Raw genomic sequence first — 23,634 nt, 5'->3', positions numbered from 1 at the left:
CGGAAGTTAGCCCGCCGGCTCCGGATTCGCGGGCGAGTATTCGGGCGCCGACCAGCGCAGGGGCACCGCCGAGGGCGTCTCCACGACCTCCCGCACCGTGAATCGGACCCGGCGCCGCGTCCCGGGATCGCCCCCGAACTCGGTCCGCGCCTCGCCCGTCAGCTGCAGTGTCGTCCCGCTCGTCCAGTCCAGGAACAGCAGCCCGGCCCTCGGGTCCGCCGCGAGGTTCCCCAGGGTGAGGAACATGGCGTTGCCCGGGTAGTCCCGCCAGCTCAGCTCGTGTGGGGAATCGACCCGCACGAAGCCGGGGTTGCCGCCCCGATGGCTGGCCTCGGCAGCGGTGCCGGAGTGCACGGTCGCCATGAAGAACGTGTCGGCCGAGGAGATGAACTCCGCTTGCCCCGGCTCCAGTTCACCTCCCCGTACCGCAACTCCCCTTTCCCGGTCGCCCACCACCTCGTACGACTCTCTCCTCTGAAGGTATTTCGGGCAGTTGGCGAACACCTTCTCCGCCTCCACCGCGAATCCCCGTGCCGTCGGCCGGAGTCGGCCGTTCAGGCGCATACGGCGGCGGGTGCGGGGGTCGAGGGCGATCGTGCCGACGGGTGTGCCGGGCGTGGCGAGGGCGGTGGCGAGCGGGTCGGTCTCCGGGACCCCGCCGGCCACCGACATCCGGTGGGGGCCGGTGGCCCGGACGAACCCCGGCGTTCCGGAGAGCGGCGATGCCCAGACCCGGCCCGTCGACGGGTCTGCGGCGCCCAGGACCAGGAGCGGCTGGAGTTCCAGGAAGGCCGCCGCGACCGGCTTGACGCCCTCGCCGATCGCCCGCCCCACGTGGTCCGCCTGCTCCCGCACCCCGACCCGGTCCTGCACGGTCCGTGCGCCCGCGTGATAGACGCCCATGTCTAGAAGAAGCCGCAGGTGGGGGCCGACTCGACCGGTGCCGGCGCACCCTCCGCGCCGCTCGGCACGGAGATCTCCAGGCGGGTGCCGTCCGGGTCGTGGAAGAAGATGCCGCCCGAGGCCGCGCCCTCGCGATGGGCGACGACCCCCTCGTAGGCGAAGTCCACGCCGTACGTCCGCAGCGCCCGTTCGTACTCCCTGACCCGCTCGATCGAGTCCGCCTCGAAGGCGAGGTGGTGCAGTCCGGCGCGGTCGCCCTCGAAACCCTTGCCGGCCTGCTGCCAGAGCGTGAGGACAAGGCTGTCGCCGTCCCCCAGGAAGGCGTACCGCCGGCCCTCCTCCTTGCCCTCGCCGATCAGGGCGAAGCCCAGGACGTCGCGGTAGAAGGCGAGGGAGCGGTCGAGCTCGGTGACGTTCAGGCCGATGTGGCCGGTGCGCAAGGTCATGGCTGTCCCCTTCAGCTGATCTAACCTGTCAAAACAACATTAAGGGTTATAGGCGGCCGGCGCAACCAGTCACGTACTCTTGAGCGGTTAGCACGGAAGGAGTCCCACATGTCCACCGACCCCCGCCCCCTCACCGGCGAGCCCCTCGCGCTCGACCTGCTCAACACGCGGTGGATGCGGGAAGGGGCCGTGCAGGATCTGCTGAGCGACATCGACGGGCTGGCGGTGTGGCTCGGAGCCAACGCGCTCGACGGGCGGTTCGAGGCGGATGCGCTGACTCTGCGGCATGCGCTCCAGGCGCGGGACGCGCTGCGCGAGGCCGTCCACGAAGCCGCCGCGGCGCCGCTCGACGCCGTCCTGGAGCACGGCCGGATCCGGGCCACCCTCACCACCGAAGGACCCGGCGAGGTGCCTGAGTTCCACGACCGCACCTGGGGACCCGCCTGGCTCGCCGCACGCAACTACCTGGAGCTCCTCACCGCCGCGCCCGACCGGATCCGCGGCTGCGCCCACGAGGCGTGCATCCTGCACTTCTTCGACACCTCGCGGAACGGCACGCGCCGCTGGTGCTCGATGGCGGCCTGCGGAAACCGGGCGAAGGCGTCGCGGCACTACGCGCGCACCAAGGAAAGTTGAGAGCTGTACCAGAGAAACCTGAGAGATGGCAGGGCGAGTTGTCCCTTTGGTCGCTCATATACCTAAAGGGGATCGCGGGTTTTCCCCATACGCCCATATCGATTCGGTCAACTCTCCCTAAACATCCTTCCCATGCGTAAAGCTGTGCGATCGTCCGGGGTCGCATTTCCGGACCTTCGCGGTCAGGACCGATCGGCCCCGGCCGCTACCGCACGTTCCTTTACCTACAAGGGATGCCGATGACCCTCACCCCCCAGCGCGAACCGATATCGGGCGGCGCGAGACGCGTGGTGCGTATAGCCGTGGCCGCCGGTCTCGTGGCCGCGCTCTCCGCGGCCGGGCCGATTCCCATGGCCGTCGCCGCTGCCGACGCGCCCGCCGCGGCCGACCCGGGCGTCAAGTCCGCCCACGACAAGCTCGGTTCGGACGACGCGGACCTGCTCGCCGAGGCGAAGGCCGACGGCGACAAGAACGTCTCGATGATGATCGCGACCGCTCCGGGGCAGACCGAGCAGGTCGCCAAGCAGCTGGACGCCGTGGCCGGCGGCCTCGTGGGCCGCACCTTCGACAAGGTCGGCTACGTCCGCGCCACCGTCCCCACCGCGAAGGCGGACTCGGCCATCGCCGCCGCCGTCAAGCTCTCCTCCGTGCACGGCATCGACCTGCGCCAGGAGATCCCGCTGGACGACCCGACGCCGAGCGCGGACACCGCCAAGGGCGCAGCCGCGAGCAAGGCGGCCACGCCCGCGGCGCCCGGCAAGAAGACCCCTGCCGAGAACCCGTACAACCCGTCCTTCGAGACGGGCGCCGTCGACTTCGTGGAGGACCACCCGAAGGCGGACGGCCGCGGGATCACCATCGGCATCCTCGACTCGGGCATCGACCTCGCCCACCCGTCGCTGCAGAAGACCACCACCGGTGAGCGCAAGGTCGTCGACTGGGTCACCGCCACCGACCCGGTCTCCGACGGCGACCTCTCCTGGCGGCGGATGACCGCCTCCGTGGCGGGCCCGACGTTCTCGGCGACCCCCGCGGGCGGCGCCGCCGAGACCTTCAAGGCGCCGGACGGCTCGTACAAGTTCAACTACTTCTACGAGTCCGTGACCTCCGGCGGCGACCAGCTGGGCGACGTCAACCGTGACGGCGACACCACCGATGCCTGGGGCGTCCTGTACGACGCCGCGGCCGGCACGATGCGCGTCGACCTCGACGACGACCAGGACTTCACCGACGAAGAGGCCCTGAAGCCGTACAAGGACGGCCACCAGATCGCCTACTTCGGCACGGACAACCCGGCGACCGAGGTCTCCGAGCGCATCCCGTTCGTCGCCGAGATCCGCAAGGACGTCGTCTACAACGGCTCCGGCGCCAAGGCCGACTACGTCAACATCGGCATGATCTCCAGTGAGCACGGCACGCACGTCGCCGGCATCACCGCCGCGAACAGCCTGTTCGGCGGCAAGATGAACGGTGCCGCCCCGGGCGCCAAGCTGGTGTCGTCCCGCGCCTGTGTGTTCGGCCCGGGCTGCACGAACATCGCGCTCACCGAGGGCATGATCGACCTCGTCGCCAACCGTGGTGTCGACATCGTCAACATGTCCATCGGCGGTCTGCCCGCGCTCAACGACGGCAACAACGCGCGCTCCGAGCTCTACACGCGCCTCATCGACACCTACGGCGTCCAGCTGGTCATCTCGGCCGGCAACTCCGGCCCGGGTGCCAACACCATCGGCGACCCCGGTCTGGCCGACAAGGTGATCTCCGTCGGCGCCTCGGTCTCCAAGGCGACGTGGTACTCCAACTACGGCTCGACCGTGTCCAAGTCGTACGCGATGATGCCGTTCTCCTCGCGCGGCCCGCGTGAGGACGGCGGCTTCACGCCGACCCTGGTCGCCCCGGGTGCCGCGATCAACACGATCCAGACCTGGCTGCCGGGCGCCCCGGTCGCCGAGGCGGGCTACTCGCTGCCGGCCGGCTACGGCATGCTCCAGGGCACCTCGATGGCGTCCCCGCAGGCCGCGGGCGCCTCGGCGCTGCTGCTGTCGGCCGCCAAGGCCAAGGGCATCGCGCTCACCCCGAAGACCCTGCGCACGGCGCTGACCTCGACCGCCGACCACATCAAGGGTGTGCAGGCGTACGAGGAGGGCGCGGGCCTCATGAACATCGAGGACGCCTGGGACTCCATCAAGGACGGCGCGACCGCCCACGACTACACCGTCAAGGCGCCGGTCGACACCGCGATCGACCAGTTCCTGAAGACGCCGGGCTTCGGCACCGGCATCTACGACCGTGAGGGCGGCCTGAAGGCCGGGGTCAAGAAGTCGTACGAGGTCACCATCACCCGTACGTCCGGCGCCGACAAGGCGATCCGTCACGAGCTCCACCTCGAGAACAACGCCTCCGGCACCTTCTCGATCGTCGGCTCGGACGAGGTCAAGCTGGAGCTCAACAAGCCGGTCACCGTCAAGATCGCCGCGAAGGCGCCGACCGCCGGTCTCAAGAGCGCGATCCTCGAGGTCGACGACCCGAGGACCGAGGGCATCGACAAGCAGATCCTGAACACGGTCGTGGTCTCGACGCCGCTGAAGTACACCTACTCGGCGTCGAACACCGTCCAGCGCAACGGCTCGCAGCACTACTTCGTGACCGTCCCCGAGGGCGCCAAGTCCCTCGAGGTCGCCATCGGCGGGCTGAAGGGCCAGAGCCAGACCCGGTTCATGTCGATCCACCCGTACGGCGTGTCCGCGGAGAACTCCGCGTTCGCCGGTACTCCGTTCTGCTACAACAACTACCTCGACGGCAACGGCTGCCGCCCCGACGTGCGGTCGTACCCGACCCCGACGCCGGGCGTGTGGGAGATCGAGATCGAGTCGCGCCGTACGTCGCCGCTGCTCGACAACCCGTACAAGCTGGACGTCACCGTCCTCGGCGCCGCCTTCGACCCGGAGGTCGTGACCGTGCCCGAGGCCAAGGTCGGCACCCCGACCGCCGCCTCCTGGAAGGTGACGAACAACTTCGCCGCGCTCGACGGCAAGCTCGTCGGCGGCCCGCTCGGCTCGGCCAAGTCGGCCCGCCCGACCATCGCCGAAGGCGACACCCAGGTCACCACCGTCGAGGTCCCCGAGGGTGCCAAGTCGCTGGACGTCGCCATCGGCAACGTCTCCGACGCGGCCGCCGACCTCGACCTGGTCGTCCTGGACGGCAACGGCGAGGAGGCCGGTTCCTCGGCCGACGGTGACTCGGAGGAGTCCGTCTCGGTGGCGAACCCCGCCGCCGGTACGTACACCATCCAGGTCATCGGCTACGCGGTCCCGGCCGGTTCGACGGCCTACGACTACCAGGACGTGTTCTTCTCCGCCGCCCTGGGCGCCGTCACGGTCGACGACTCGGTCGCGGTGAAGCTGGGTACGGGTGGCACCGCGGACGTCTCCGCGGACGTCACCGCCCTGGCGGCCGCTCCTGAGGGCCGTGAGTTCTTCGGTCAGGTCCAGCTGGTGAACGCTCGCGGCACGGTCGCGGGCATCGGCAGCGTGACGATCGAGAAGGTCACCCCGTAGGTTGCGGGTACGACAAGGGAGGGGCGGGCGTCCATCGGGCGCCCGCCCCTTCGTCGTGCCCGCCCCCGTCAGCAGGTCAGCTTGCGCGACTCCGGCAACGAGGCCTTGATCCACGCCCGTTCACGGGCGACCGCCTCCTCGCCGACCACCCAGTGGTCGGGCACCGCGTCGCCCTTCGCGACCCCGAACAGCACCTGGTCGCCCTTGACGAGACCGCGGCCGAAGGTGTCCTCGATGACGTAGGTGAGGGTGTCCGGCTGCTGCCCGTCCTGCTTGTAGTAGCGGCTCACCTCCACGGTGATCCGCAACTGCACCCCGTCCACGAGCCGTTCGACCGAGGTGACCTTGCCTTCGACCACGAGACGGGTGCAGGCGAGATAGTGCGGGCTGCCGAAGCGGGTGCCCGCGTCGGCGTCGGCCTCGGCCCCGGACTTCTGGGCGCTGGCCCCGCTGTCGTCCGACCCGGACATGGCGCTGGGCCCGCCCGTGACGATCAGCCAGCCCAGACCGGCGACCACGGAGGCCGCCGCGGCCACCGCGAGGCCACCGAGGGCGAGTTTGGGGACCCATCGGCGGACGCGTGAGGGACCCACCCGAGCCGGCTTCGGGGCCGGGACCGGAACGGGGACCGGGGCCGGGACCGGTTCGGCGAGGGCTTGGCCGATGACGCCCAGTTGCTCGCGCAGCAGCGTCAGGTCGGCGCTCGCCGACCGGTGTTCGGCCATGAAGACGGCGTCCCCGCGGGCTTCCTCGGACAGTGGTTCGTCGGTGATCGCGGCCATCAGCGCGTCGATGCCGTCGTGTTCGGCGGTCACGTCACACCACCTCACCCTCGTGCAGGCGGGCGCGCAGTGCGCGGACCGCCGTGTGCAGCCTGCTCTTGACCGTGCCCTCGGGGACGCCGAGCTCGTGCGCGATGTCGCGCACCGGCAGGTCGGCGAAGAAACGCAGGACGAGGACCTGGCGTTGGGAGTCGGGCAGTTCGTCGAGGCCCTGGGCGACGGCGAGGGAGAGCACGCTGGTGTCCTCGCCCGAGGGGTGCTCCAACTGGCGCAGGGAGGCCAGGCGTTCGCCGATCCGCTCCTGGCGGCGCTTGGCGCGGTGCCAGTCCATGGCGAGGTTGGAGGCGACGACGGCCGCCCACGCGGAGACGTCGCGCGGCGCCTCGTACCCCTTCGCCGCCCGCTCCAGCAACCGCAGGCGGACCTGCTGCACCCCGTCCGGCAGGTCCGCCTGCGGTACGCCGCCGAGCGCGAGCACGGCCCGCACCCGACGTTCCTGAGCCGCGTCGAGGGGGTCGTCCGGCCCGTCATGGACACCGTCCCCCTGGCCGCGACGGGCCTTTCTGCGCAGCACAGCCACCCCTCCCCTAGCCGCGTTTCCTCTATGACGCCGGTGGGGGCGGAAACGTTCGGCCCCATTCCCGGAATTCTTTCTTCACATGATCTTCACTGTCACCATGTGCCCCATGACGCACATCGCGAAGGGGGCCAACGCCCCTGTTCCCGCCGGTCTTCTGAGGGTTGCCGTCTGCCGCCGCAAGGTGCCGGGGACGCCCGTCGTGGACGTCTCGGCGCTGCTCCTCGACGCGGCGGGCAAGGTACGCGGCGACGCCGACCTCGTCTTCCACAACCAGCCCGCCCATCCGTCCGGGGCGGTACGGCATCTCGGCACCGGTGACGGTGCGGACCAGCTCGCCGAGTGGCTGGAGCTGGATCTGCCCCGGGTGGAGCCGGCGGTCCAGCGGGTGCTGATCGCCGCGTCGTGCGACGACGGCACGTTCGGGGCGGTGCCCGGGCTCGCGGTGCAGACCGTGGCGGCGGACGGTTCGATCGTCGTGCACTACGACGTGACGGACGCGGGCGGCGAGACGGCCTTCGTGCTCGGGGAGTTCTACCGGCGCAACGGGGAGTGGAAGTTCCGGGCGGTGGGGCAGGGGTGGGACTCGGGGCTCGCGGGGCTGGCGACGGACTTCGGGATCGTGGTGGCGGAGCCAGTGCCGATCCCGGTGGCGGCTCCGATGGCTCCGATGGCTCCGGTGCCGAACCCGGTCGTCACGAAGGAGGGCGTGCCACCGACCGCCACGCTCATATCGGCTCCCGTCCCGGCCTGGTCCCCCGCCCCCCTGGGACCCGACTTCGCCCCGCACACCCAGAGCGGCCGCGGGAACGGCGTGGTCTCCGTGGACATGCCGCTGCCGCCCAGCCCGGTGATCGTGGAGGCACGGGTCCGGGGTGACGAATGGCTCTGCGTCGAGACGCTGAACCGGCGCAACAAGGACGAGGAGACGGCCTTCAACACCACCCTGCGCGACTTCCACGGCCGCGCCCTGGTGCAGCCCCCGCGCGACCGTCCGCTGCGGATGAAGGTCAACTACGACGGCGACTGGACGATCACGGTCCTGCCGCTGTCGGCGGCCCGTGCGCTGGGCACGCAGACACTCAAGGGGCGCGGGCCGGACGTCGTCTCCTACCTGGGCACCATGGCCGATGTGAAGGTCCGCTTCGACGGCGGCGCCGACCGCGGCGAATGGTTCGTGCTGAACTGCCACGAGGCCGAGCGCTTCGACGACCTCGACGACCACGAGCTGCTGTGCAACGAGACCGGAAAGCTCAAGCAGACCGTCCCGGTCCCCGACGGCCCGCTGCTGCTGGTGATCGAGCACGGCGACGGGGACTGGGAGCTCACCGCCAAGCCCCTGCCCGTCCGCGACCCGTCCGCCGGCCGGAGGACCGGCTCCTACCAGGGCCGCGGCGAGAACACGGTCACGCTGGCCAACCCCCGGCCCGGGCGCCCCGCGCTGGTCCGGTACGACTTCCCGGGCGCCAGGGCCAACTACTCGCTCGAGGTGAAGACCGTCGACGAGTACGGCGACGAGGACGACTGGCTCAACGGCCACGACCGCGGCACCCGTGGCACGGCGGTGCTCTTCGCCGACGGCAGGGCCGAGCAGACCGTACGGGTCCGCTGTGCGGGCGAGTGGACGCTCAGGCTGCTGCCCGAGGAGGAGGCACCCCTGCTCACCGGTGCGACCGAGGGCACGGGGAGCGCGGTCCTGCGCTACCAGGGGCCGCCCATGCCGATGACGGTGCAGCGGACCTCCCGCGGCGACAACGAGCCCCTGAGCGCGTGGTCCCTGAACCACCCGTACGGAAAGTCGGCGCTGATCGCCGACACCCTCGGCCGCCGCCGTCCCGGCCTCGGCCCGGTGTGGGTCGACCCGGGCGGCACCTGCTTCCTCACGGTCCGCGCCGCCGAGGGCACGAAGTGGCGCCTGGATCCGGCCCCGCTCGACGCGGCCCCCGTGCTCGGCGCCCGGACCCCGGGCGACCGGTATGGAGTCGTACGTCACATCGGGCCCGAGGCCGAGCTGGTGGTCGTCGGAACCGCCATGATCCACGTCTTCGAACTCGACGAAAATCTGTTCCCGCACCGGAAACTCACCGCATCTTCCGGCCCACACCGCGTTTCGAGCACGTTCCTCCATGTCAGGTCGCTCGGCGAGTGGACGCTCGAACTGCGCCCCTGACAGGAATGCCGTCCCATTCCTCGGGCAAAGGATTGGACACGACGGCCCGGATGAGACGCATGATGGAAACGTCCAGGCCACGTAAACGCCACGCAAAGGAGTCGCTGTGAGGGTCGGAATCGTCGGAGCCACCGGTCAGGTCGGCACGGTCATGCGCAGGATCCTCAAGGAGCGCGCCTTCCCGGTCACAGAGCTGCGCCTGTTCGCCTCGGCCCGCTCCGCGGGTTCGGTCCTGGACGGCGTGACGATCGAGGACGCTTCGACGGCGGACTACACGGGCCTGGACATCGTGCTGTTCTCCGCGGGCGGCGCGACCTCGAAGGCGCTGGCCGAGAAGGTCGCCTCGCAGGGCGCCGTGGTGATCGACAACTCCTCGGCCTGGCGCAAGGACCCCGAGGTCCCCCTGGTCGTCTCCGAGGTGAACCCGCACGCCATCGCGGACCGCCCCAAGGGCATCATCGCCAACCCGAACTGCACCACGATGGCCGCGATGCCGGTCCTGAAGGTGCTGGACACGGAGGCGGGCCTGCAGACGCTGATCGCCACGACCTACCAGGCGGTGTCCGGCTCGGGCCTCGCGGGCGTGGCCGAGCTGCACGGTCAGGTGCAGAAGGTCGCCGCCGACGCGGACAAGCTCACCCACGACGGCGGGGCGGTCGAGTTCCCCGAGCCGCAGGTCTACAAGCGCCCCATCGCCTTCAACGTCCTGCCCTTCGCGGGCAACCTCGTCGAGGACGGCCTGAACGAGACGGACGAGGAGCAGAAGCTCCGCAACGAGTCCCGCAAGATCCTGGAGCTCCCCGAGCTGAAGGTCTCCGGCACCTGCGTGCGGGTCCCGGTCTTCTCCGGCCACTCGCTCCAGGTCAACGCCCGCTTCGCCCGCCCGATCACCCCGGAGCGCGCGACGGAGCTCCTGGCGGGCGCCCCCGGCGTGACCCTCTCCGACATCCCGACCCCCCTCCAGGCCGCCGGCCAGGACGCCTCCTTCGTCGGCCGCATCCGCCGCGACGAGACGGTCGAGCACGGTCTCGCTCTCTTCATCTCCAACGACAACCTCCGCAAGGGTGCCGCGCTGAACGCGGTCCAGATCGCGGAGCTGGTGGCGGCGGAGCTCAAGGGCTAGGTGCTGGGCCTGCGCACCTCGTAGAGAAAACAGCCGTACTCGACGGCCCGGACGTGGACCAGCGCCACGGCCGGGTCGTCGAACGCGTTCCGGAAGGCGTCGTCGTCGGGGGCCCCGACCAGCTCTCCGCCCAGGATGTGCCCCTCGGCGGAGTAGCGGCGGACCGTCCGGTGGGCGTTGGCGAAGGGGTAGCCGTCGGGCTGTGGCCCCGCGCACTCCTCGGCATGGACGAAGACGGGGCCCTGCTCGTCGTACGCCCCCGGCTCGGCACCCGTCTCCGCGGCCCAACGGCGCAGCGGGGCGTAGGAGACGAGGGCGATCCGCTCGCCCGGCGCGCTGCGCCGCAGACAGCAGCGGAGCGGTGCCCCGCCCTCCTCGTCGGTCACGGGAACCAACTCGCGTCCCGCGTCGTCCGTGGACCGGAGCTCTTTCAGGATCTCGGGGGTGATGGGGCGTGCGGTGTAGGTGGTCATGTCTCCCACACTCGCGCGTGTCCGCCCCGGTCACCGGCGGGTTTTGGACATCGCGTTCGGTACGGGACCCGTGGAAGGATGGCCGAACCGCCGAACCCACACATAACGAGGAGATGACCGCGTGCCTGGCACAAACCTGACTCGCGAAGAGGCGCAACAGCGGGCGAACCTGCTCAGCGTCGACTCGTACGAGATCGATCTCGACCTCTCCGGCGCGCAAGAGGGCGGTACCTACCGGTCCGTGACCACGGTGCGCTTCGACGTCACTGAGAACGGCGCCGAGACCTTCATCGACCTGGTGGCCCCGGCCGTCCACGAGGTGACGCTCAACGGGGACCCGCTCGACCCTGCCGAGGTCTTCAAGGACTCCAGGATCGCCCTGCCGGGGCTGCTGGAGGGCCGCAACGTGCTCCGCGTGGTCGCGGACGCCGCGTACACCAACACCGGCGAGGGCCTGCACCGCTTCGTCGACCCCGTCGACCAGCAGGCCTACCTGTACACCCAGTTCGAGGTGCCGGACGCCCGCCGCGTCTTCGCCTCCTTCGAGCAGCCCGACCTGAAGGCCACCTTCCAGTTCACCGTGAAGGCCCCCTCGGGCTGGACCGTCATCTCCAACTCCCCGACGCCGGAGCCGAAGGACGACATCTGGGTCTTCGAGCCGACCCCGCGGATCTCGTCGTACATCACGGCGCTCATCGTCGGCCCGTACCACTCGGTCCACAGCGTGTACGAGAAGGACGGCCAGTCCGTCCCGCTCGGCATCTACTGCCGCCCCTCCCTCGCCGAGTTCCTCGACTCGGACGCGATCTTCGAGGTGACACGGCAGGGCTTCGACTGGTTCCAGGAGAAGTTCGACTACGCGTACCCGTTCAAGAAGTACGACCAGCTGTTCGTGCCGGAGTTCAACGCGGGCGCGATGGAGAACGCGGGCGCGGTCACCATCCGCGACCAGTACGTCTTCCGCTCGAAGGTCACCGACGCCGCGTACGAGATGCGTGCCGAGACGATCCTGCACGAGCTGGCCCACATGTGGTTCGGCGACCTGGTCACCATGGAGTGGTGGAACGACCTGTGGCTGAACGAGTCGTTCGCCACGTACACGTCGATCGCCTGCCAGGCGTACGCCCCGGACAGCCGCTGGCCGCACTCGTGGACGACGTTCGCCAACTCCATGAAGACATGGGCGTACCGCCAGGACCAGCTCCCGTCGACGCACCCGATCATGGCCGAGATCCGCGACCTCGACGACGTGCTGGTCAACTTCGACGGCATCACCTACGCCAAGGGCGCCTCCGTCCTCAAGCAGCTCGTCGCCTACGTCGGCATGGACGAGTTCTTCGGCGGCGTGCAGGCGTACTTCAAGCGCCACGCGTTCGGCAACACCCGGCTGTCCGACCTGCTGGGCGCGCTGGAGGAGACCTCCGGCCGTGACCTGAAGCACTGGTCGGAGAAGTGGCTCCAGACGGCCGGTATCAACATCCTGCGTCCCGAGATCGAGACGGACGAGCACGGCGTCATCACCTCCTTCGCGATCCGCCAGGAGGCCCCGGCACTCCCGGCCGGCGCGCAGGGCGAACCCACCCTCCGCCCGCACCGCATCGCGGTCGGTCTGTACGAACTGGACGACGACAGCGGCAAGCTGGTCCGCGACGAGCGCGTCGAGCTGGACGTGGACGGCGAGCTGACGGCCGTACCGCAGCTGGTGGGCAAGCGCCGTCCGGCGGTGGTCCTGCTCAACGACGACGACCTGTCGTACGCGAAGGTCCGTCTGGACGAGCAGTCGCTGGCCTTCGTGACGGAGCACCTGGGCGACTTCGAGTCCTCGCTGCCGCGCGCGCTGTGCTGGGCCTCGGCCTGGGACATGACCCGCGACGCCGAACTGGCCACCCGCGACTACCTCTCCCTCGTCCTGTCCGGCATCGGCAAGGAGTCGGACATCGGTGTCGTGCAGTCCCTGCACCGCCAGGTGAAGCTGGCGATCGAGCTGTACGCCGACCCGACCGCCCGCGAGGCCCTGCTGACGCGCTGGACGGACGCCACGCTGGCGCATCTGCGCTCGGCGGCCGCGGGCAGCGACCACCAGCTGGCGTGGGCGCGCGCGTTCGCGGCCACGGCCCGTACGCCGGAGCAGCTGGACCTCCTGGACGCCCTGCTGGAGGGCTCGCAGACGATCGAGGGCCTGGCCGTCGACACCGAGCTGCGCTGGGCGTTCGTGGAGCGCCTGGCGTCGGTCGGCCGTTTCGACGAGGCGGAGATCGCGGGCGAGTACGAGCGGGACAGGACGGCGGCCGGCGAGCGCCACGCGGCCACCGCCCGTGCCGCCCGCCCGACCGAGGAGGCCAAGGCCGAGGCCTGGGCCCAGGTCATCGAGTCCGACAAGCTCCCGAACGCGGTTCAGGAGGCCGTCATCGGAGGCTTCGTCCAGACCGGGCAGCGGGAGCTGCTGGCGTCGTACACGGACAAGTACTTCGAGGTGGTCAAGGGCATCTGGGACGCCCGCTCGCACGAGATCGCCCAGCAGATCGCGGTCGGCCTCTACCCGACGATCCAGGTCTCCCAGGAGACCCTGGACAAGACGGACGCCTGGCTGGCCTCCGCCGAGCCCAACGCGGCCCTGCGCCGCCTGGTCTCGGAGTCCCGCGCGGGCGTGGAGCGCGCGTTGAGGGCCCAGGCGGCGGACGCGGCGGCGTCGTAGTCGCCGGTACGACGATGAGGGGCGCCCGGTGAGCCATCGGGCGCCCCTTGCCGTACCGGGGCAGGGCCGCCGAGGGGGGTGGGGTGCGAGGCCGTGTCGCGAGTGCGGCCGAGTGGGGGCTGGTCGCGCAGGTCCCCGCGCCCCTCAGGTGCGTGCGGGCGGCGGCGATTACCACCTCCGTCCAGCCCCCGGCCCGGCTCACCACCGCGCAAGCCCACCGGCAATCCCCTCCAAAGCCGACAGCACCCTCCCCACCGCGACCCCCGCCTCGCTCCCCTTGCGCACCGCGGCCACCACATGCCGGACCGGCCGGTCCGCCCCCAGCTCCCGCATGAGCACCCCGTCCCGCCGCACCGCCGCCATCCGCGGCACCAGCGCCACTCCCATTCCCGCCTCGACCATCGCGAGGATCGCCGTCCACCCCGCCGCGGAATGCCCCTGTCGCGGGCTGAACCCGGCCGCCTCGCACGCCCCGCGTGTGATGTCGGACCAGGGCCCGCTTCCCCCGAAGATCCAGGACTCCCCGGCGAGATCGGCCAGCCGCAGCCGCTCCACGGCCGCCAGTTGATGCCCCCGCGGCAGCGCGACGTCCAGCGGGTCCGCGAGCAGCTCGACCCGTGTGAACCGGCCGTCCCCCACCTCCGGCGCCTGCGCGGCCAGGGACAGCGCGAGGTCGACCTCGCCGCCGGCCAGCAGCTCGTACGCCTCCCCGGCCTCCGCCTCGCGCACCCGCACGCTCACCCCCGGGTGCGTCGCCCGCAGGGCCCGTACGGCAGGCACCACCAGCGCGGGCACGGCGGTGGAGAAGGCGCCGACCCGCACCTCACCGACCTCGCCGTGCACGTACGCCGACAGTTCGGCGTCCGCCCGCTCCAGTTGCTCGAACACCGCCTCGGCGTGCCGCAGCACCAGCCGCGCCGCGTCCGTGAGCCGCACCCGCCGCCCCTGCGCCTCCAGCAACGGCACGCCCAACTGCCTGGCGAGGTTGGTCAGCTGCTGCGACACCGCGGACGGCGTCATCCGCAGCGCCTCGGCCGTCGCGGTCACGGTGCCCTGCTCCCGCAGCGTCCGCAGGATATGCAGTTTCCGGATGTCCCAGTCGAGCATGGCGGCCAACCTATCCGGCGGCACCCAGCATCACCCCGCCGAGGATCAGCGCCATGCACAGCGCCTGCGCCGCGGAGACCGTCTCGCCGAGGAGGGCCCAGGACAGCAGGGCCACGCAGAGGGGCTGGAGGTAGTACACGACTCCGGCCCGGGACGGACCGACGAGGGCGATGGCCCGGTTCCAGGCGAAGAAGGCGACGGCCGAGGAGAAGACACCGACGTACAGCAGGGGCAGCACCGTGCCGGCCGTCGGCTCGAACCCGCCCTGGACGGCGAGGCTCACCCCCTGCGCGGGCAGCAGCAGGACGGTGCCGAACAGAAAGGTCGTGAACAGGAAGGCCGTACCGCCGAGTTCCGCCGGCTTTCGGCGCAGCAGCGCGCTGTACGACCCGAAGCAGCAGGCCGCGGCGATCATCCACAGGTCACCCGCGGCGAACCCCGCCCCGCCCCCGACGAGCAGCACCACGCCCCCGCACGCCACCAGCAGCCCACCGGTCCGGCGCGCGCCCGGCCGTACGCCGCCCATGCGTTCGAACACCGCCATCAGCACCGGCGAAGCGGCCATGATCATGCCCATGTTGGCGGCCGAGGTGGTCGAACCGGCCTGGTTGACGAAGGTGTTGTAGACGGTCACCCCGAGCAGCGAGGCGAGCACCACGAATCCGAGATGCCGCCTGATCACCTTCCGCTGCCGCCACGCCTGTCGGACGCCGAAGGGGGCGACCGCGACGAGCGCGACGATCCAGCGCCAGAAGGCCTGCTGGACGGGCGGCACGCTGTCGTGCAGCGCACGGGAGGTGACGAAGCTGCCGGACCAGACGACGGTCGCGACGGCGGCGAGCAGAACCCCGAGGGCGGCGGCCCTCGGGGCGGAGGTCGTACGGGCGGTCCTTTCGAGGACGGCGGTCACTGGGGTCCTTCCACTGGGCGGTGATCTCGGTGGATCTACCGTCGCAGCGCCGCATCTGTCACGTCCATCGAATCTTTACGACCATTCCTTTCAGGAAAACTGAACGATCGACCGGCGGTGCGCGCCTCCCGCTGCCCCAGCTGCCCCGCCACCGTCGCCCCGAACGCCACCGCCATCCCCGCCAGTTGGACCGGCGTCAGCGCCTGTCCGAGCGCCGCCCAGCCGACGGTCGCGGCGGTCAGCGGGGAGAGCGGGCCGAGGAGGGTGACCTGCGTGGCGCTGAGCCGCCCGATCCCGCGGAACCAGAGCCAGTACGAGACCGCCGTGTTGGCCAGCGCCAGATAGAGGTAGCCGCCCACCGCCCGTCCGTCGAGCGCGGGCGGGGCGCCTTCGACCAGCAGCGCGAGCGGCGCGATGAGCAGCCCGCCCGCGGTCAGCTGCCACCCGGTGAGCGCGAGCGGACCCACTCCGTCGGGCCGCCCCCACCGCTTGGTCAGCACGGTCCCGGCGGACATCGAGGCGGCCGAGGCGAAGGCCGCCAGCACACCCACGAGGTCGAGCGCCCCGGCCGCCTTCAGTACGACGAGACTGACCCCGAACGCCGCGACGACCCCGGTGACCACACTCCGCGCGGTCGGCCGCTCCCCCAGCAGCAGCGCCGAAAGGCCCACGACGAGCAGCGGCCCCACCGATCCGACGACCGCGGCCATACCGCCGGGCAGCCGGTACGCCGACAGGAACAGCAGCGGGAAGAACGCACCGATGTTCAGCGCCCCGAGCACCGCCGCCTTCCACCACCAGGCCCCCTTCGGCAGCACCCGCGCCACCCCGAGCAGCAACAGCCCGGCGGGCAGAGCCCGCACCAGCCCGGTGAACAGGGGACGGTCGGCCGGGAGGAACTCGGTGGTGACGGCGTAGGTGGTGCCCCAGGAGACGGGAGCGAGGGCGGTGAGGAGGATGGTCGCGGACCGGGTCATCACAGTTCCCTTCGGGGTGGCGGGGTGGCGGGTGGCGGGATGGGGAAGCCTCGGGTGAACCTCTCGGGGGCGACGCCCCCGCTCGTCAGCGGCGGACGCCCTGCGCGGTGACCGTCCGCTCGGCGGTCTCCGCGCCCGCCGTCCGGACGACCGTCTCCGCGACGGGTCGTACCGCGTCCGCCGGCAGGTGCCGTTCCACGCGGAGCAGCAGTGCGGCGGCCACGGCGGAGGTGAGGACGAGGGCCGCCCAGGGCACTCGGCCGTCCACCGCGAGCAGTGCCGTGAACAGCGACGGCGCCACCGCCTTCGCCAGGGACCAGGACATCTGGTACGCCGCCAGATACCGGCCGCGCACGGCCGCGGGCGCCGCCGACACGGCGAGGACCTCGGCGGCGGGGCTGTGGATCAGCTCGCCGAGTGTGTAGACGACGACCACGGCGACCAGGGCCCCGCCCAGCAGCGGGCCGGAGTCCGGCCGCAGGGTGCCCAGCACGATCTGGGCGAGGAACGCCACCGCGAACAGTCCCGCGCCCAGCGCCGCGGCCCGGGTGCGCCTGGCACCGGCCCTGCGGACCCGCCCGCCGACGAACACCCCGGCGGCCGCGCACAGCACGGTGTTGATGGTGAACGCGGCGCCGGTGAGCACGGCGGGCCCGTGCAGCCACTCCACGATGAACAGCGGGAAGAGCACGGACAGGGCCGAATAGCTGAGCGCGTTCAGGAAGTTGGCGCCGGTGACGACCAGGAAGGGCCGGTCGGCCAGCACGAGCCGGTAGCCGGCCCCGCGTGCCGTGGCCCCGGCCGCCTCGTCCCGGCCGCGCACCGGCCGCAGGGGCAGCAGCAGCGGCGCGGCGAGGGCGAAGGACAGGGCGTTGCCCCAGGCCGCGTAGGTGTAGCCGGTGTTGCCGGCGAAGGCGATGACCAGCGTGGCCAGCAGGGCGCCCGCGCCGTTGCCGGCGTTCTGCAGCGCACGCGTGGCCGCCTGGAGCCGGTCGCGCCCGGCGCCGCGCGCCACCTCGCCGATGAGCGACGACTGCACGGCCGGGAAGGCACGGTCGGCGGCGGCCGTGACCAGGGCGACCGCGGCGAAGGCGGCGAGGGAGTGGGCGAAGGGGTAGAGCGCGAAACCGACGACCCGCACGCCGTACAGGGCGAGTTGGACGCGCTTCGCGCCGTACCGGTCGACGGCCGTGCCGGCCAGCGGGAGGGCGGCGATGCCCACGAGTCCGGTCACGGTGAGCACCAGGCCCACGACGGTGAAGGAGAGACCGGTGACGTAGTGGAAGAACACCAGGGTGAAGGGGACGTACATGCCCGTGCCGATGCCGTTGACCGCGGCGGCGACGGGCAGGGCCCACTCCCCCGGTATGCGCTCGGTCTTCTCCGCTTTCCCCATGACGTCCCCTAGAGAAGTGACGTGCGGTGGCACGCCAGAAAGTAACTTGCTCGAAAGCAGCTTAGCGCTAAGCAACTTTTCCGCAAGCCACTTTCCCGTAAGCTACTTTCTTGCGGCCGACCGGCTCCCGGCGGATACTCGACCCATGAACGCCACGCCGCAGCGGCCCTCCGGAGATCTCGTCGACGCGATCATCGAGCAGTGGGGCACCGTGCGGCCCGACCTCGACACCCGGGCGATGGAGGTCTTCGGGCGGATCTTCCGGCTGTCACGGGCCATGGGCGACCGGATGGAGAAGGCGTACGCCCCCTACGGGATCTCCCGCGGCGAGTTCGACGTCCTGGCCACCCTGCGCCGCGCCGGCGAGCCCTACGCCCTCTCCCCCCGTCAGCTCTCCGCGACGCTGATGCTCACGACGGGCGGCATGACCGGCCGGCTCGACAAACTGGAGCGCGCGGGCCTGCTCCGCCGCTCCCCCGACCCGCACGACCGCCGGGGCCTCCAAGTCACCCTCACCGACAAGGGGTTGACCGTCCTCGACGAGGCGGTCGGCGCCGGCCTCGCCACCGAGACGCAGGCGTTGTCCGTCCTCGACGACGAACAGGCCGGCCAACTGGCCGACCTGCTGCGCCAGTTGCTGGCAGGAACCCAGACGCCGCCGCACTGAGCGCTCCGCCGGCCGCACGGCGACGAACCCACGGACAGGCGGACCCGAACGCGCCCGCGCGACGGAGCGACCGCACGCCGACACGGCCCGGCGCCCCTCCACCGGGTGGGGCGGCACCGGACTCCTCTCGGGCCGCCCCGTCCCCCTTCACCCGACGGCGGCGGCGACCGCCTCCTCGATCACCGCGGCGTCCGGCGCGTCCGCCGCCCAGGCCACGTATCCGTCGGGGCGCACCAGGACGGTCGTACGACGGCCGCTCGCCCAGCGCTCCACGGTCAGCCGGTCCTTGCGGGTGCCCGGGTCCGCGTACGCCTGAGGGTCCGGGGCGATCAGGACGAACCCGCCGCCGCGCAGGGCCTCGTACAGGCGGCCGCTCTCCAGGGCGACGTCGGGGACGCGGGTGCCGGTGAGGCGGTGGGCGCCGCGGGGGGCGGGGTACTTGTAGCCGATGCCGGAGATCTGGCCCAGGGCCTTGCGCCGGGCGGGACCGACCGCGTTGCCGACGGCGGAGACGAGGGTGCGGACGGCGCGCAGTGCCGGGCTCTGCGCGCGGGCCAGCCGGACGAGTCCGCCGCTGCTGCGCAGCACCGCCTTGCCGACCGGGTGCCGCTCGCTCTCGTACGTGTCGAGGAGCCCGCCGGGCGCCCACCCCTGCACGGCCGCGGCGAGCTTCCAGCTCAGGTTGGCCGCGTCCTGGAGGCCGGTGTTCATGCCCTGGCCGCCGGCCGGGGAGTGGATGTGCGCGGCGTCGCCGGCGAGGAAGACCCGGCCGACCCGGTACCGCGGTGCCTGGCGCTCGTCGCTGTGGAAGCGGGAGAGCCAGCGGGCGTCGTGCATGCCGTAGTCGGCGCCCAGGGCGCGGCGGGTGACGTCCTTGACCTCGTCGAGGTCGATCGGGACGTCGTCGGGGACCTCGTGGTGGCGGTCCCAGCCCATGACCCGGTACCAGCCGTCGCCGAAGGAGGCGATCATCGCGAAGCAGTCGCCCGCGCCGTTGACGGTGAGCACGTCCTCGGGCCGCTCGGCGAGCCGTACGTCCGCGAGGAACAGCGACTTGATGACGGAGACCCCGGGGAAGTCCAGGCCGATCGCCGTGCGTACGGCGCTGTGGTGTCCGTCGGCGCCGACGACATAGGCCGCGCGGCGGGTGGCGACCGTCCCGTCCGCGCCCCGCACCTCCAGCTCCACCCCGTCGGCGTCCTGCCGCAGCCCCACGACCTCGCTCTCGTACGCGAACTCGACCCCGGCCTCCCTCGCCCGCCGCTCCAGCAGCCGCTCGACCTCGTACTGCGGGGTGATGAGCATGAACGGGAAGCGGGACTCCAGCGTGGTCAGGTCGAGCGTGAGGCGGTCGAAGGCCCGCAGGCCGGTGATGGTGTCGCCGGTGGCGAGCAGCTGGTCGGCGAGGCCCCGGGCGTCGAGCTGCTCCAGGGTGCGGGCGTGCACACCGAAGGCGCGGGAGAGGTTGCTGATCTCGTGGGGGCGCTTTTCGAGGAGGGTGACGGGGACTCCCGCGGTGGCGAGGTCGCCGGCGAGGAGCAGGCCGGTGGGGCCGGAGCCGACGACGATCACGGTGCGGTGGGTGGCGGTGCCGTTCATGGTGGCCTCCTGTTGCCAACGCTTGTTTGCCGACGCTTGTTGACGAAGCTAGCGAGGACCCTGAAGGGAGTCAACAGGCGTTGGCAAACATTTGTTGGCGAACACTTGTTGGCAAACAGACGTTGGCCTACGCTCGTGGATATGAACGGCAGCAACAGCGACACCACGACCACGCCTCCCGGCCCCGGTCCCGGCGCCACCCGCCGCTCCGAAGCCACCCGCGGCGCGATCCTCACCGCGGCCCGCGAACGCTTCGCCGCCGACGGCTACGAGCGGGCCACCATCCGCGCGATCGCCAGGGACGCGGGCATCGATCCGTCCATGGTGATGCGCTACTACGGCAACAAGGAGGGCCTCTTCGCGGCGGCGGTCGCCATCGACCTGCGGCTGCCGGACGTGGGCGCGCTGCCCGCCGAGGACGTCGGGCGGGCCCTCGTCACGCACTTCCTGGCCATCTGGGAGCAGAACGAGGTGCTCACGGCGCTGCTGCGGGTGGGCGCGACGAACGCGGCCGGGGCCGAGCGGATGCAGGGCATCTTCCGGGAGCAGTTGCTGCCGATCGCCGAGCGGGCGTGCCCGGACCCGCAGCAGGTCGCGGCGCGGGCCGCGCTCGTGTCGTCGCAGCTGCTGGGCCTCGCGCTGACCCGTTATGTGCTGCGGATCCCGTCCGCGGTGGCGCTGGCGCCCGAGGAGATCGTGGCGTGGCTGGCGCCGACGGTGCAGCGGTATCTGACCGCGCCGAGCCCCTGAGCGGCCGCGCGGGAGAACACACCGAGGGCGCCGGCCTCGCCCACGTACGGCTTGGTGCGCGTACGTGCGGCGGGGTCGGCGCCCTCGGGAACGTGCGGTGAGCGGTCAGGCCGTGGTGCCGGCCCCCGGCTCGGTCAGGCTCCGGCCTTCGCCTTCACAGGAACCTTGGTCTTGGCCTTCGGCTCACGGTCCGTGGACTTGTCCAGGACCAACACCAGACCGGCGATGACCGCGAAGATCGCGAGCGGGGCCACGACGTAGAGACCCAGCGTCTCCATGACGCTCAGGCCCGGACCGGGGTCGTCGCCGTCGTCGCGGGTGACTGCGAGCGCGGGAGACGTCATGAGCAGCATCATCAGCGTCGTACCGGCAGCCAGGGCACCGGCGCGCAGGGCGTTCTTCTTGTCCACGATCCCAAAAGTATCGAATGCCTTATGGCCCCGCGCGCCCGGGGTGCCATACGTGGGCGACGAGAGGGGGGACGGGACGGTTCCGCCTATCCCCCGCATCAGCCCGGCCCGACCGCGCGAGGCCCGCGCAGTACCTCCACCAGACCGTGCAGGCGCGGCGAGCCCGCCAGCCCCTCCAGCGTCACCGGCCTCCCCTCCGCGTCCGCGATCGGCAGGCGCCAGTTCGGGTACTGGTCCCATGTGCCCGGCAGGTTCTGGGGCCGTCGGTCGCCCACCGCGTCCGGTAGCCACACCCCCACCAGCCTCGCCGGCGTGCGCAGCAGAAACCGGTGCACGGCCTGGATCTCGGCCTCCTCCGTCGATGTGCTGTGGCCGCCGCCGGTGCCGTGCAGCAATCCCAGTCGTGCCAGTACCTCCAGCCACTCCCCGGTGTCCGCCGCCGCCTCCGTCCGTTCCTCCGCCAGCTCCCGGGTCAGCAGGCCCAGCCGGTAGCGGAGTTCGACGTGTTCGCCCGTCAGACGGGCCGCGGTGGAGGGCAGGTCGTGGGTGGTCGCGGTGGCGAGGCAGTCGGCGCGCCAGCGTTCCGGCGGCAGGGGCCGGCCGTCGCCCTCCCAGTCCCGCTCGAACCAGAGCACCGACGTACCGAGCACCCCGCGTTCGCGCAGCGTCTCGCGCACCCCGGGCTCCACCGTGCCCAGGTCCTCGCCGATCACCACCGCCCCGGCCCGCGAGGCCTCCAGAACCAGGATCGCGAGCATGGCCTCGGCGTCGTAGCGGATGTAGGTGCCCTCGGTCGGCGGGTGTCCCTGCGGGACCCACCAGAGGCGGAACAGGCCCATCACATGGTCGATGCGCAGGGCACCGGCGTAGCGGAAGAGGGCTTTCAGCAGGCGTCGGTAGGGGGCGTAGCCCGATTCGGCCAGGCGGTCCGGGCGCCACGGCGGCAGTCCCCAGTCCTGGCCGCGCGCGTTGAAGGCGTCCGGCGGTGCGCCGACCGACATCCCGGCCGCGAAGTAGTCCTGCTGCGCCCAGGCGTCGGCGCCCCCGGGGTGCACGCCCACCGCGAGGTCGTGGACGATCCCGACCGGCATCCCGGCCTCCCGCGCCGCCCGCTGCGAGGCGACGAGCTGGGCGTCGGTGAGCCAGGCGAGCCGGCAGTGGAAGTCGACGCGGTCCATCAACTCGGCGCGGGCGCGGGCCGTTTCGGGCGAGCGGGGGTCCCGCAGTCCGGCCGGCCAGCGGCTCCAGTCCGAGCCGTGCACCTCCGCCAGCGCACACCACGTCGCGTGGTCCTCCAGGGCCTCGCCCTCCTCGGCGAGGAAGTCGACGTACGCGGCCCGCCGACCGGGGCCGAGCGGCACCTCGCGCACCAGCTCCAGCGCCTCCCGCTTGAGCTCCCACACGGCGTCCCGGTCGATCAACGCGCCCTTGTCCAGCACCGCTTCGCGCAGCCGCCCGGCCCGTTCGGCGAGCGAGCGCACCGCCTCGCGGTCGGTGACATGGGCGTACTCGGGCACGTCCTCGACCCGCAGATGCACCGGGTCCGGGAAGCGCCGCGAGGAGGGCCGGTACGGAGAGGGGTCCGTGGGGGCGCCCGGTACCGCCGCGTGCAACGGGTTGACCTGCACGAACCCGGCGCCGAGCGCCCGTCCGGCCCAGGCGGTCAGTTCGGTGAGGTCGCCGAGGTCGCCCATGCCCCAGGAGCGCTGGGAGAGCAGGGAGTAGAGCTGGACGAGGAGTCCGTACGAGCGTCCGGTGGCCGTGGGGAGCCGGGCGGGGGCGACGACCAGGTGGGACTCGGCCACCCGGCCGTCGGGCGCCGTGGCGGTCAACCGGTGGATGCCGGGCGGGAGTTGGTCGGCTCCGGCGCGGGTCTCGCCCTGTTCGGTCTCGATCCGCAGCCGAGTGCCCCTGGGCAGGTTCCCGAGGGCCGCGGGCGGGCTGCCGCTCCAGCAGACCACCGTCGGTGGCAGCAGCCGGTCGCGCAGCTCACGCTCGCGGGCGGCCAGCGCGGCCGCGGGGCGGCCGGTGTCGACGCCGAGGGCGGCCAGGGCGAGGGTGACGGCGGTGGCCGAGGCGGCGACCGTACGGTCCGGGGACGGGCTGTAGGAGGTGGCGACGCCATGCAGCTCGGCGAGGCGTGACAGGTCCTCGGAAGGCGGTTCGGCCGACCCCTGCGCCGCCATCTACGGCCTCGCGAGGTCCGGCTCGAAGACCGCGGACTCGCTGGTCAGGTGTGCGGCTTCGGCGAGCGGCGGCTCGCTGGTGAGGGGCTCCGCGTCGGGCAGCGGTGCCTCACTGGTCAGCGGGATCTCGGCGCAGGCGCCCTCCGCGCTGAACACGCAGAAGTGCGGCTCGGGTTCGAGGGACAGCGGCTGCGCCACGGGTTTGGAGCGGGGGTGTGCGGGAGCGACCACGAGGGGCCTCCTTGTCGAGTACGGCGACCTTGCGGGTTA

At 71.9% G+C, this 23,634-nt stretch carries 20 protein-coding genes; 7 read left to right on the top strand and 13 right to left on the bottom strand.

The genetic code is table 11. The annotated features are described in order from the left end of the window. Positions 1 to 6 precede the first annotated feature (6 nt). Both ACWD3I_RS02160 and ACWD3I_RS02155 read right to left on the bottom strand, forming a co-directional pair. Positions 7 to 903 (bottom strand): pyridoxamine 5'-phosphate oxidase family protein, encoded by an 897-nt coding sequence (locus ACWD3I_RS02160; RefSeq protein WP_365394362.1) that lies wholly within the window; start codon positions 901 to 903, stop codon positions 7 to 9. Positions 904 to 905: 2 nt separating this feature from the next. After that, positions 906 to 1,349, bottom strand: coding sequence for a VOC family protein (locus tag ACWD3I_RS02155; RefSeq protein WP_365394361.1), 444 nt, complete (start codon positions 1,347 to 1,349; stop codon positions 906 to 908). 108 nt (positions 1,350 to 1,457) lie between these two features. On the opposite strand from ACWD3I_RS02155, the gene ACWD3I_RS02150 reads away from it, so the two are divergent. Both ACWD3I_RS02150 and ACWD3I_RS02145 read left to right on the top strand, forming a co-directional pair. Then, positions 1,458 to 1,985 (top strand): CGNR zinc finger domain-containing protein, encoded by a 528-nt coding sequence (locus ACWD3I_RS02150; RefSeq protein ID WP_365394360.1) that lies wholly within the window; start codon positions 1,458 to 1,460, stop codon positions 1,983 to 1,985. Positions 1,986 to 2,224: 239 nt separating this feature from the next. After that, the gene (locus ACWD3I_RS02145) at positions 2,225 to 5,542 is read left to right on the top strand and encodes a S8 family serine peptidase (RefSeq protein WP_365394359.1); all 3,318 of its coding nucleotides are present in this window, start codon (positions 2,225 to 2,227) and stop codon (positions 5,540 to 5,542) included. 68 nt (positions 5,543 to 5,610) lie between these two features. Here the strand turns inward: ACWD3I_RS02145 and ACWD3I_RS02140 are convergent, their stop codons facing one another. Continuing rightward, on the bottom strand, positions 5,611 to 6,357 hold the full coding sequence (locus ACWD3I_RS02140; protein WP_365394358.1) for a hypothetical protein: 747 nt from the start codon (positions 6,355 to 6,357) through the stop codon (positions 5,611 to 5,613). A 1-nt stretch (position 6,358) separates the two neighbouring features. Further along, positions 6,359 to 6,904: a sigma-70 family RNA polymerase sigma factor gene (locus ACWD3I_RS02135; protein WP_266892345.1), complete on the bottom strand. Its 546-nt coding sequence runs from the start codon at positions 6,902 to 6,904 to the stop codon at positions 6,359 to 6,361. Positions 6,905 to 7,010: 106 nt separating this feature from the next. Between ACWD3I_RS02135 and ACWD3I_RS02130 the strand changes: the two genes are divergently transcribed. Continuing rightward, positions 7,011 to 9,071 carry a TerD family protein gene (locus tag ACWD3I_RS02130; protein ID WP_365394357.1) on the top strand — a complete coding sequence of 687 codons (2,061 nt, stop codon included), beginning with the start codon at positions 7,011 to 7,013 and terminating at the stop codon, positions 9,069 to 9,071. A 106-nt stretch (positions 9,072 to 9,177) separates the two neighbouring features. After that, on the top strand, positions 9,178 to 10,194 hold the full coding sequence (locus tag ACWD3I_RS02125; RefSeq protein ID WP_365394356.1) for an aspartate-semialdehyde dehydrogenase: 1,017 nt from the start codon (positions 9,178 to 9,180) through the stop codon (positions 10,192 to 10,194). On the opposite strand, the gene ACWD3I_RS02120 is transcribed toward ACWD3I_RS02125, so the two are convergent. Further along, positions 10,191 to 10,667: a DUF1203 domain-containing protein gene (locus ACWD3I_RS02120; RefSeq protein ID WP_365394355.1), complete on the bottom strand. Its 477-nt coding sequence runs from the start codon at positions 10,665 to 10,667 to the stop codon at positions 10,191 to 10,193. The two genes, ACWD3I_RS02125 and ACWD3I_RS02120, sit on opposite strands and share 4 nt — an antisense overlap. Before the next feature lie 121 nt (positions 10,668 to 10,788). On the opposite strand from ACWD3I_RS02120, the gene pepN reads away from it, so the two are divergent. Then, a complete protein-coding gene (pepN, locus tag ACWD3I_RS02115) occupies positions 10,789 to 13,362 on the top strand; it encodes an aminopeptidase N (protein WP_365394354.1) in 2,574 nt (857 codons plus the stop codon). Positions 13,363 to 13,560: 198 nt separating this feature from the next. Here the strand turns inward: pepN and ACWD3I_RS02110 are convergent, their stop codons facing one another. From ACWD3I_RS02110 to ACWD3I_RS02095, 4 genes are all read right to left on the bottom strand, one after another. Next, positions 13,561 to 14,469: a LysR family transcriptional regulator gene (locus ACWD3I_RS02110; protein ID WP_365394353.1), complete on the bottom strand. Its 909-nt coding sequence runs from the start codon at positions 14,467 to 14,469 to the stop codon at positions 13,561 to 13,563. Between the two features lie 10 nt (positions 14,470 to 14,479). Next, positions 14,480 to 15,379, bottom strand: a complete 900-nt coding sequence (locus ACWD3I_RS02105) for a DMT family transporter (RefSeq protein ID WP_365394352.1) — start codon at positions 15,377 to 15,379, stop codon at positions 14,480 to 14,482. Between the two features lie 35 nt (positions 15,380 to 15,414). Then, positions 15,415 to 16,356 (bottom strand): EamA family transporter, encoded by a 942-nt coding sequence (locus tag ACWD3I_RS02100; RefSeq protein ID WP_365394351.1) that lies wholly within the window; start codon positions 16,354 to 16,356, stop codon positions 15,415 to 15,417. Between the two features lie 85 nt (positions 16,357 to 16,441). Beyond that, the gene (locus ACWD3I_RS02095; RefSeq protein WP_365394350.1) at positions 16,442 to 17,752 is read right to left on the bottom strand and encodes an MFS transporter; all 1,311 of its coding nucleotides are present in this window, start codon (positions 17,750 to 17,752) and stop codon (positions 16,442 to 16,444) included. A gap of 145 nt (positions 17,753 to 17,897) precedes the next feature. On the opposite strand from ACWD3I_RS02095, the gene ACWD3I_RS02090 reads away from it, so the two are divergent. Then, entirely contained in the window at positions 17,898 to 18,419 is a 522-nt protein-coding gene (locus ACWD3I_RS02090; RefSeq protein WP_365394349.1) for a MarR family winged helix-turn-helix transcriptional regulator, read from the top strand. A 147-nt stretch (positions 18,420 to 18,566) separates the two neighbouring features. Here ACWD3I_RS02090 and ACWD3I_RS02085 read toward each other — a convergent pair whose 3' ends face one another. Next, entirely contained in the window at positions 18,567 to 20,018 is a 1,452-nt protein-coding gene (locus ACWD3I_RS02085; RefSeq protein ID WP_365394348.1) for an FAD-dependent monooxygenase, read from the bottom strand. A gap of 141 nt (positions 20,019 to 20,159) precedes the next feature. Between ACWD3I_RS02085 and ACWD3I_RS02080 the strand changes: the two genes are divergently transcribed. Then, a complete protein-coding gene (locus ACWD3I_RS02080) occupies positions 20,160 to 20,768 on the top strand; it encodes a TetR/AcrR family transcriptional regulator (protein ID WP_365394347.1) in 609 nt (202 codons plus the stop codon). A 134-nt stretch (positions 20,769 to 20,902) separates the two neighbouring features. Here ACWD3I_RS02080 and ACWD3I_RS02075 read toward each other — a convergent pair whose 3' ends face one another. The 3 genes from ACWD3I_RS02075 to ACWD3I_RS02065 form a co-directional block, all read right to left on the bottom strand. Beyond that, positions 20,903 to 21,178 (bottom strand): hypothetical protein, encoded by a 276-nt coding sequence (locus ACWD3I_RS02075; protein WP_365394346.1) that lies wholly within the window; start codon positions 21,176 to 21,178, stop codon positions 20,903 to 20,905. Positions 21,179 to 21,276: 98 nt separating this feature from the next. Continuing rightward, positions 21,277 to 23,364: a 4-alpha-glucanotransferase gene (malQ, locus tag ACWD3I_RS02070; protein ID WP_365394345.1), complete on the bottom strand. Its 2,088-nt coding sequence runs from the start codon at positions 23,362 to 23,364 to the stop codon at positions 21,277 to 21,279. Continuing rightward, the gene (locus ACWD3I_RS02065; RefSeq protein WP_365394401.1) at positions 23,365 to 23,562 is read right to left on the bottom strand and encodes a hypothetical protein; all 198 of its coding nucleotides are present in this window, start codon (positions 23,560 to 23,562) and stop codon (positions 23,365 to 23,367) included. Positions 23,563 to 23,634 lie beyond the last annotated feature (72 nt).

Source organism: Streptomyces sp. NPDC002817, from assembly GCF_053592055.1.
Note: the sequence above shows the minus strand (reverse complement) of the source record. Positions and strands in the feature narration are given on the sequence as shown.

Bases quoted from the DNA above. Each gene is read 5' to 3' on its own strand.
- ACWD3I_RS02080 (WP_365394347.1), top strand. From the start codon at position 20,160: ATGAACGGCAGCAACAGCGACACCACGACCACGCCTCCCGGCCCCGGT.
- ACWD3I_RS02110 (WP_365394353.1), bottom strand. From the start codon at position 14,469: ATGCTCGACTGGGACATCCGGAAACTGCATATCCTGCGGACGCTGCGG.
- ACWD3I_RS02095 (WP_365394350.1), bottom strand. From the start codon at position 17,752: ATGGGGAAAGCGGAGAAGACCGAGCGCATACCGGGGGAGTGGGCCCTG.
- ACWD3I_RS02100 (WP_365394351.1), bottom strand. From the start codon at position 16,356: ATGACCCGGTCCGCGACCATCCTCCTCACCGCCCTCGCTCCCGTCTCC.
- ACWD3I_RS02155 (WP_365394361.1), bottom strand. From the start codon at position 1,349: ATGACCTTGCGCACCGGCCACATCGGCCTGAACGTCACCGAGCTCGAC.
- ACWD3I_RS02130 (WP_365394357.1), top strand. From the start codon at position 7,011: ATGACGCACATCGCGAAGGGGGCCAACGCCCCTGTTCCCGCCGGTCTT.
- malQ (WP_365394345.1), bottom strand. From the start codon at position 23,364: ATGGCGGCGCAGGGGTCGGCCGAACCGCCTTCCGAGGACCTGTCACGC.
- ACWD3I_RS02160 (WP_365394362.1), bottom strand. From the start codon at position 903: ATGGGCGTCTATCACGCGGGCGCACGGACCGTGCAGGACCGGGTCGGG.
- ACWD3I_RS02090 (WP_365394349.1), top strand. From the start codon at position 17,898: ATGAACGCCACGCCGCAGCGGCCCTCCGGAGATCTCGTCGACGCGATC.
- ACWD3I_RS02120 (WP_365394355.1), bottom strand. From the start codon at position 10,667: ATGACCACCTACACCGCACGCCCCATCACCCCCGAGATCCTGAAAGAG.
- ACWD3I_RS02145 (WP_365394359.1), top strand. From the start codon at position 2,225: ATGACCCTCACCCCCCAGCGCGAACCGATATCGGGCGGCGCGAGACGC.
- ACWD3I_RS02085 (WP_365394348.1), bottom strand. From the start codon at position 20,018: ATGAACGGCACCGCCACCCACCGCACCGTGATCGTCGTCGGCTCCGGC.
- ACWD3I_RS02150 (WP_365394360.1), top strand. From the start codon at position 1,458: ATGTCCACCGACCCCCGCCCCCTCACCGGCGAGCCCCTCGCGCTCGAC.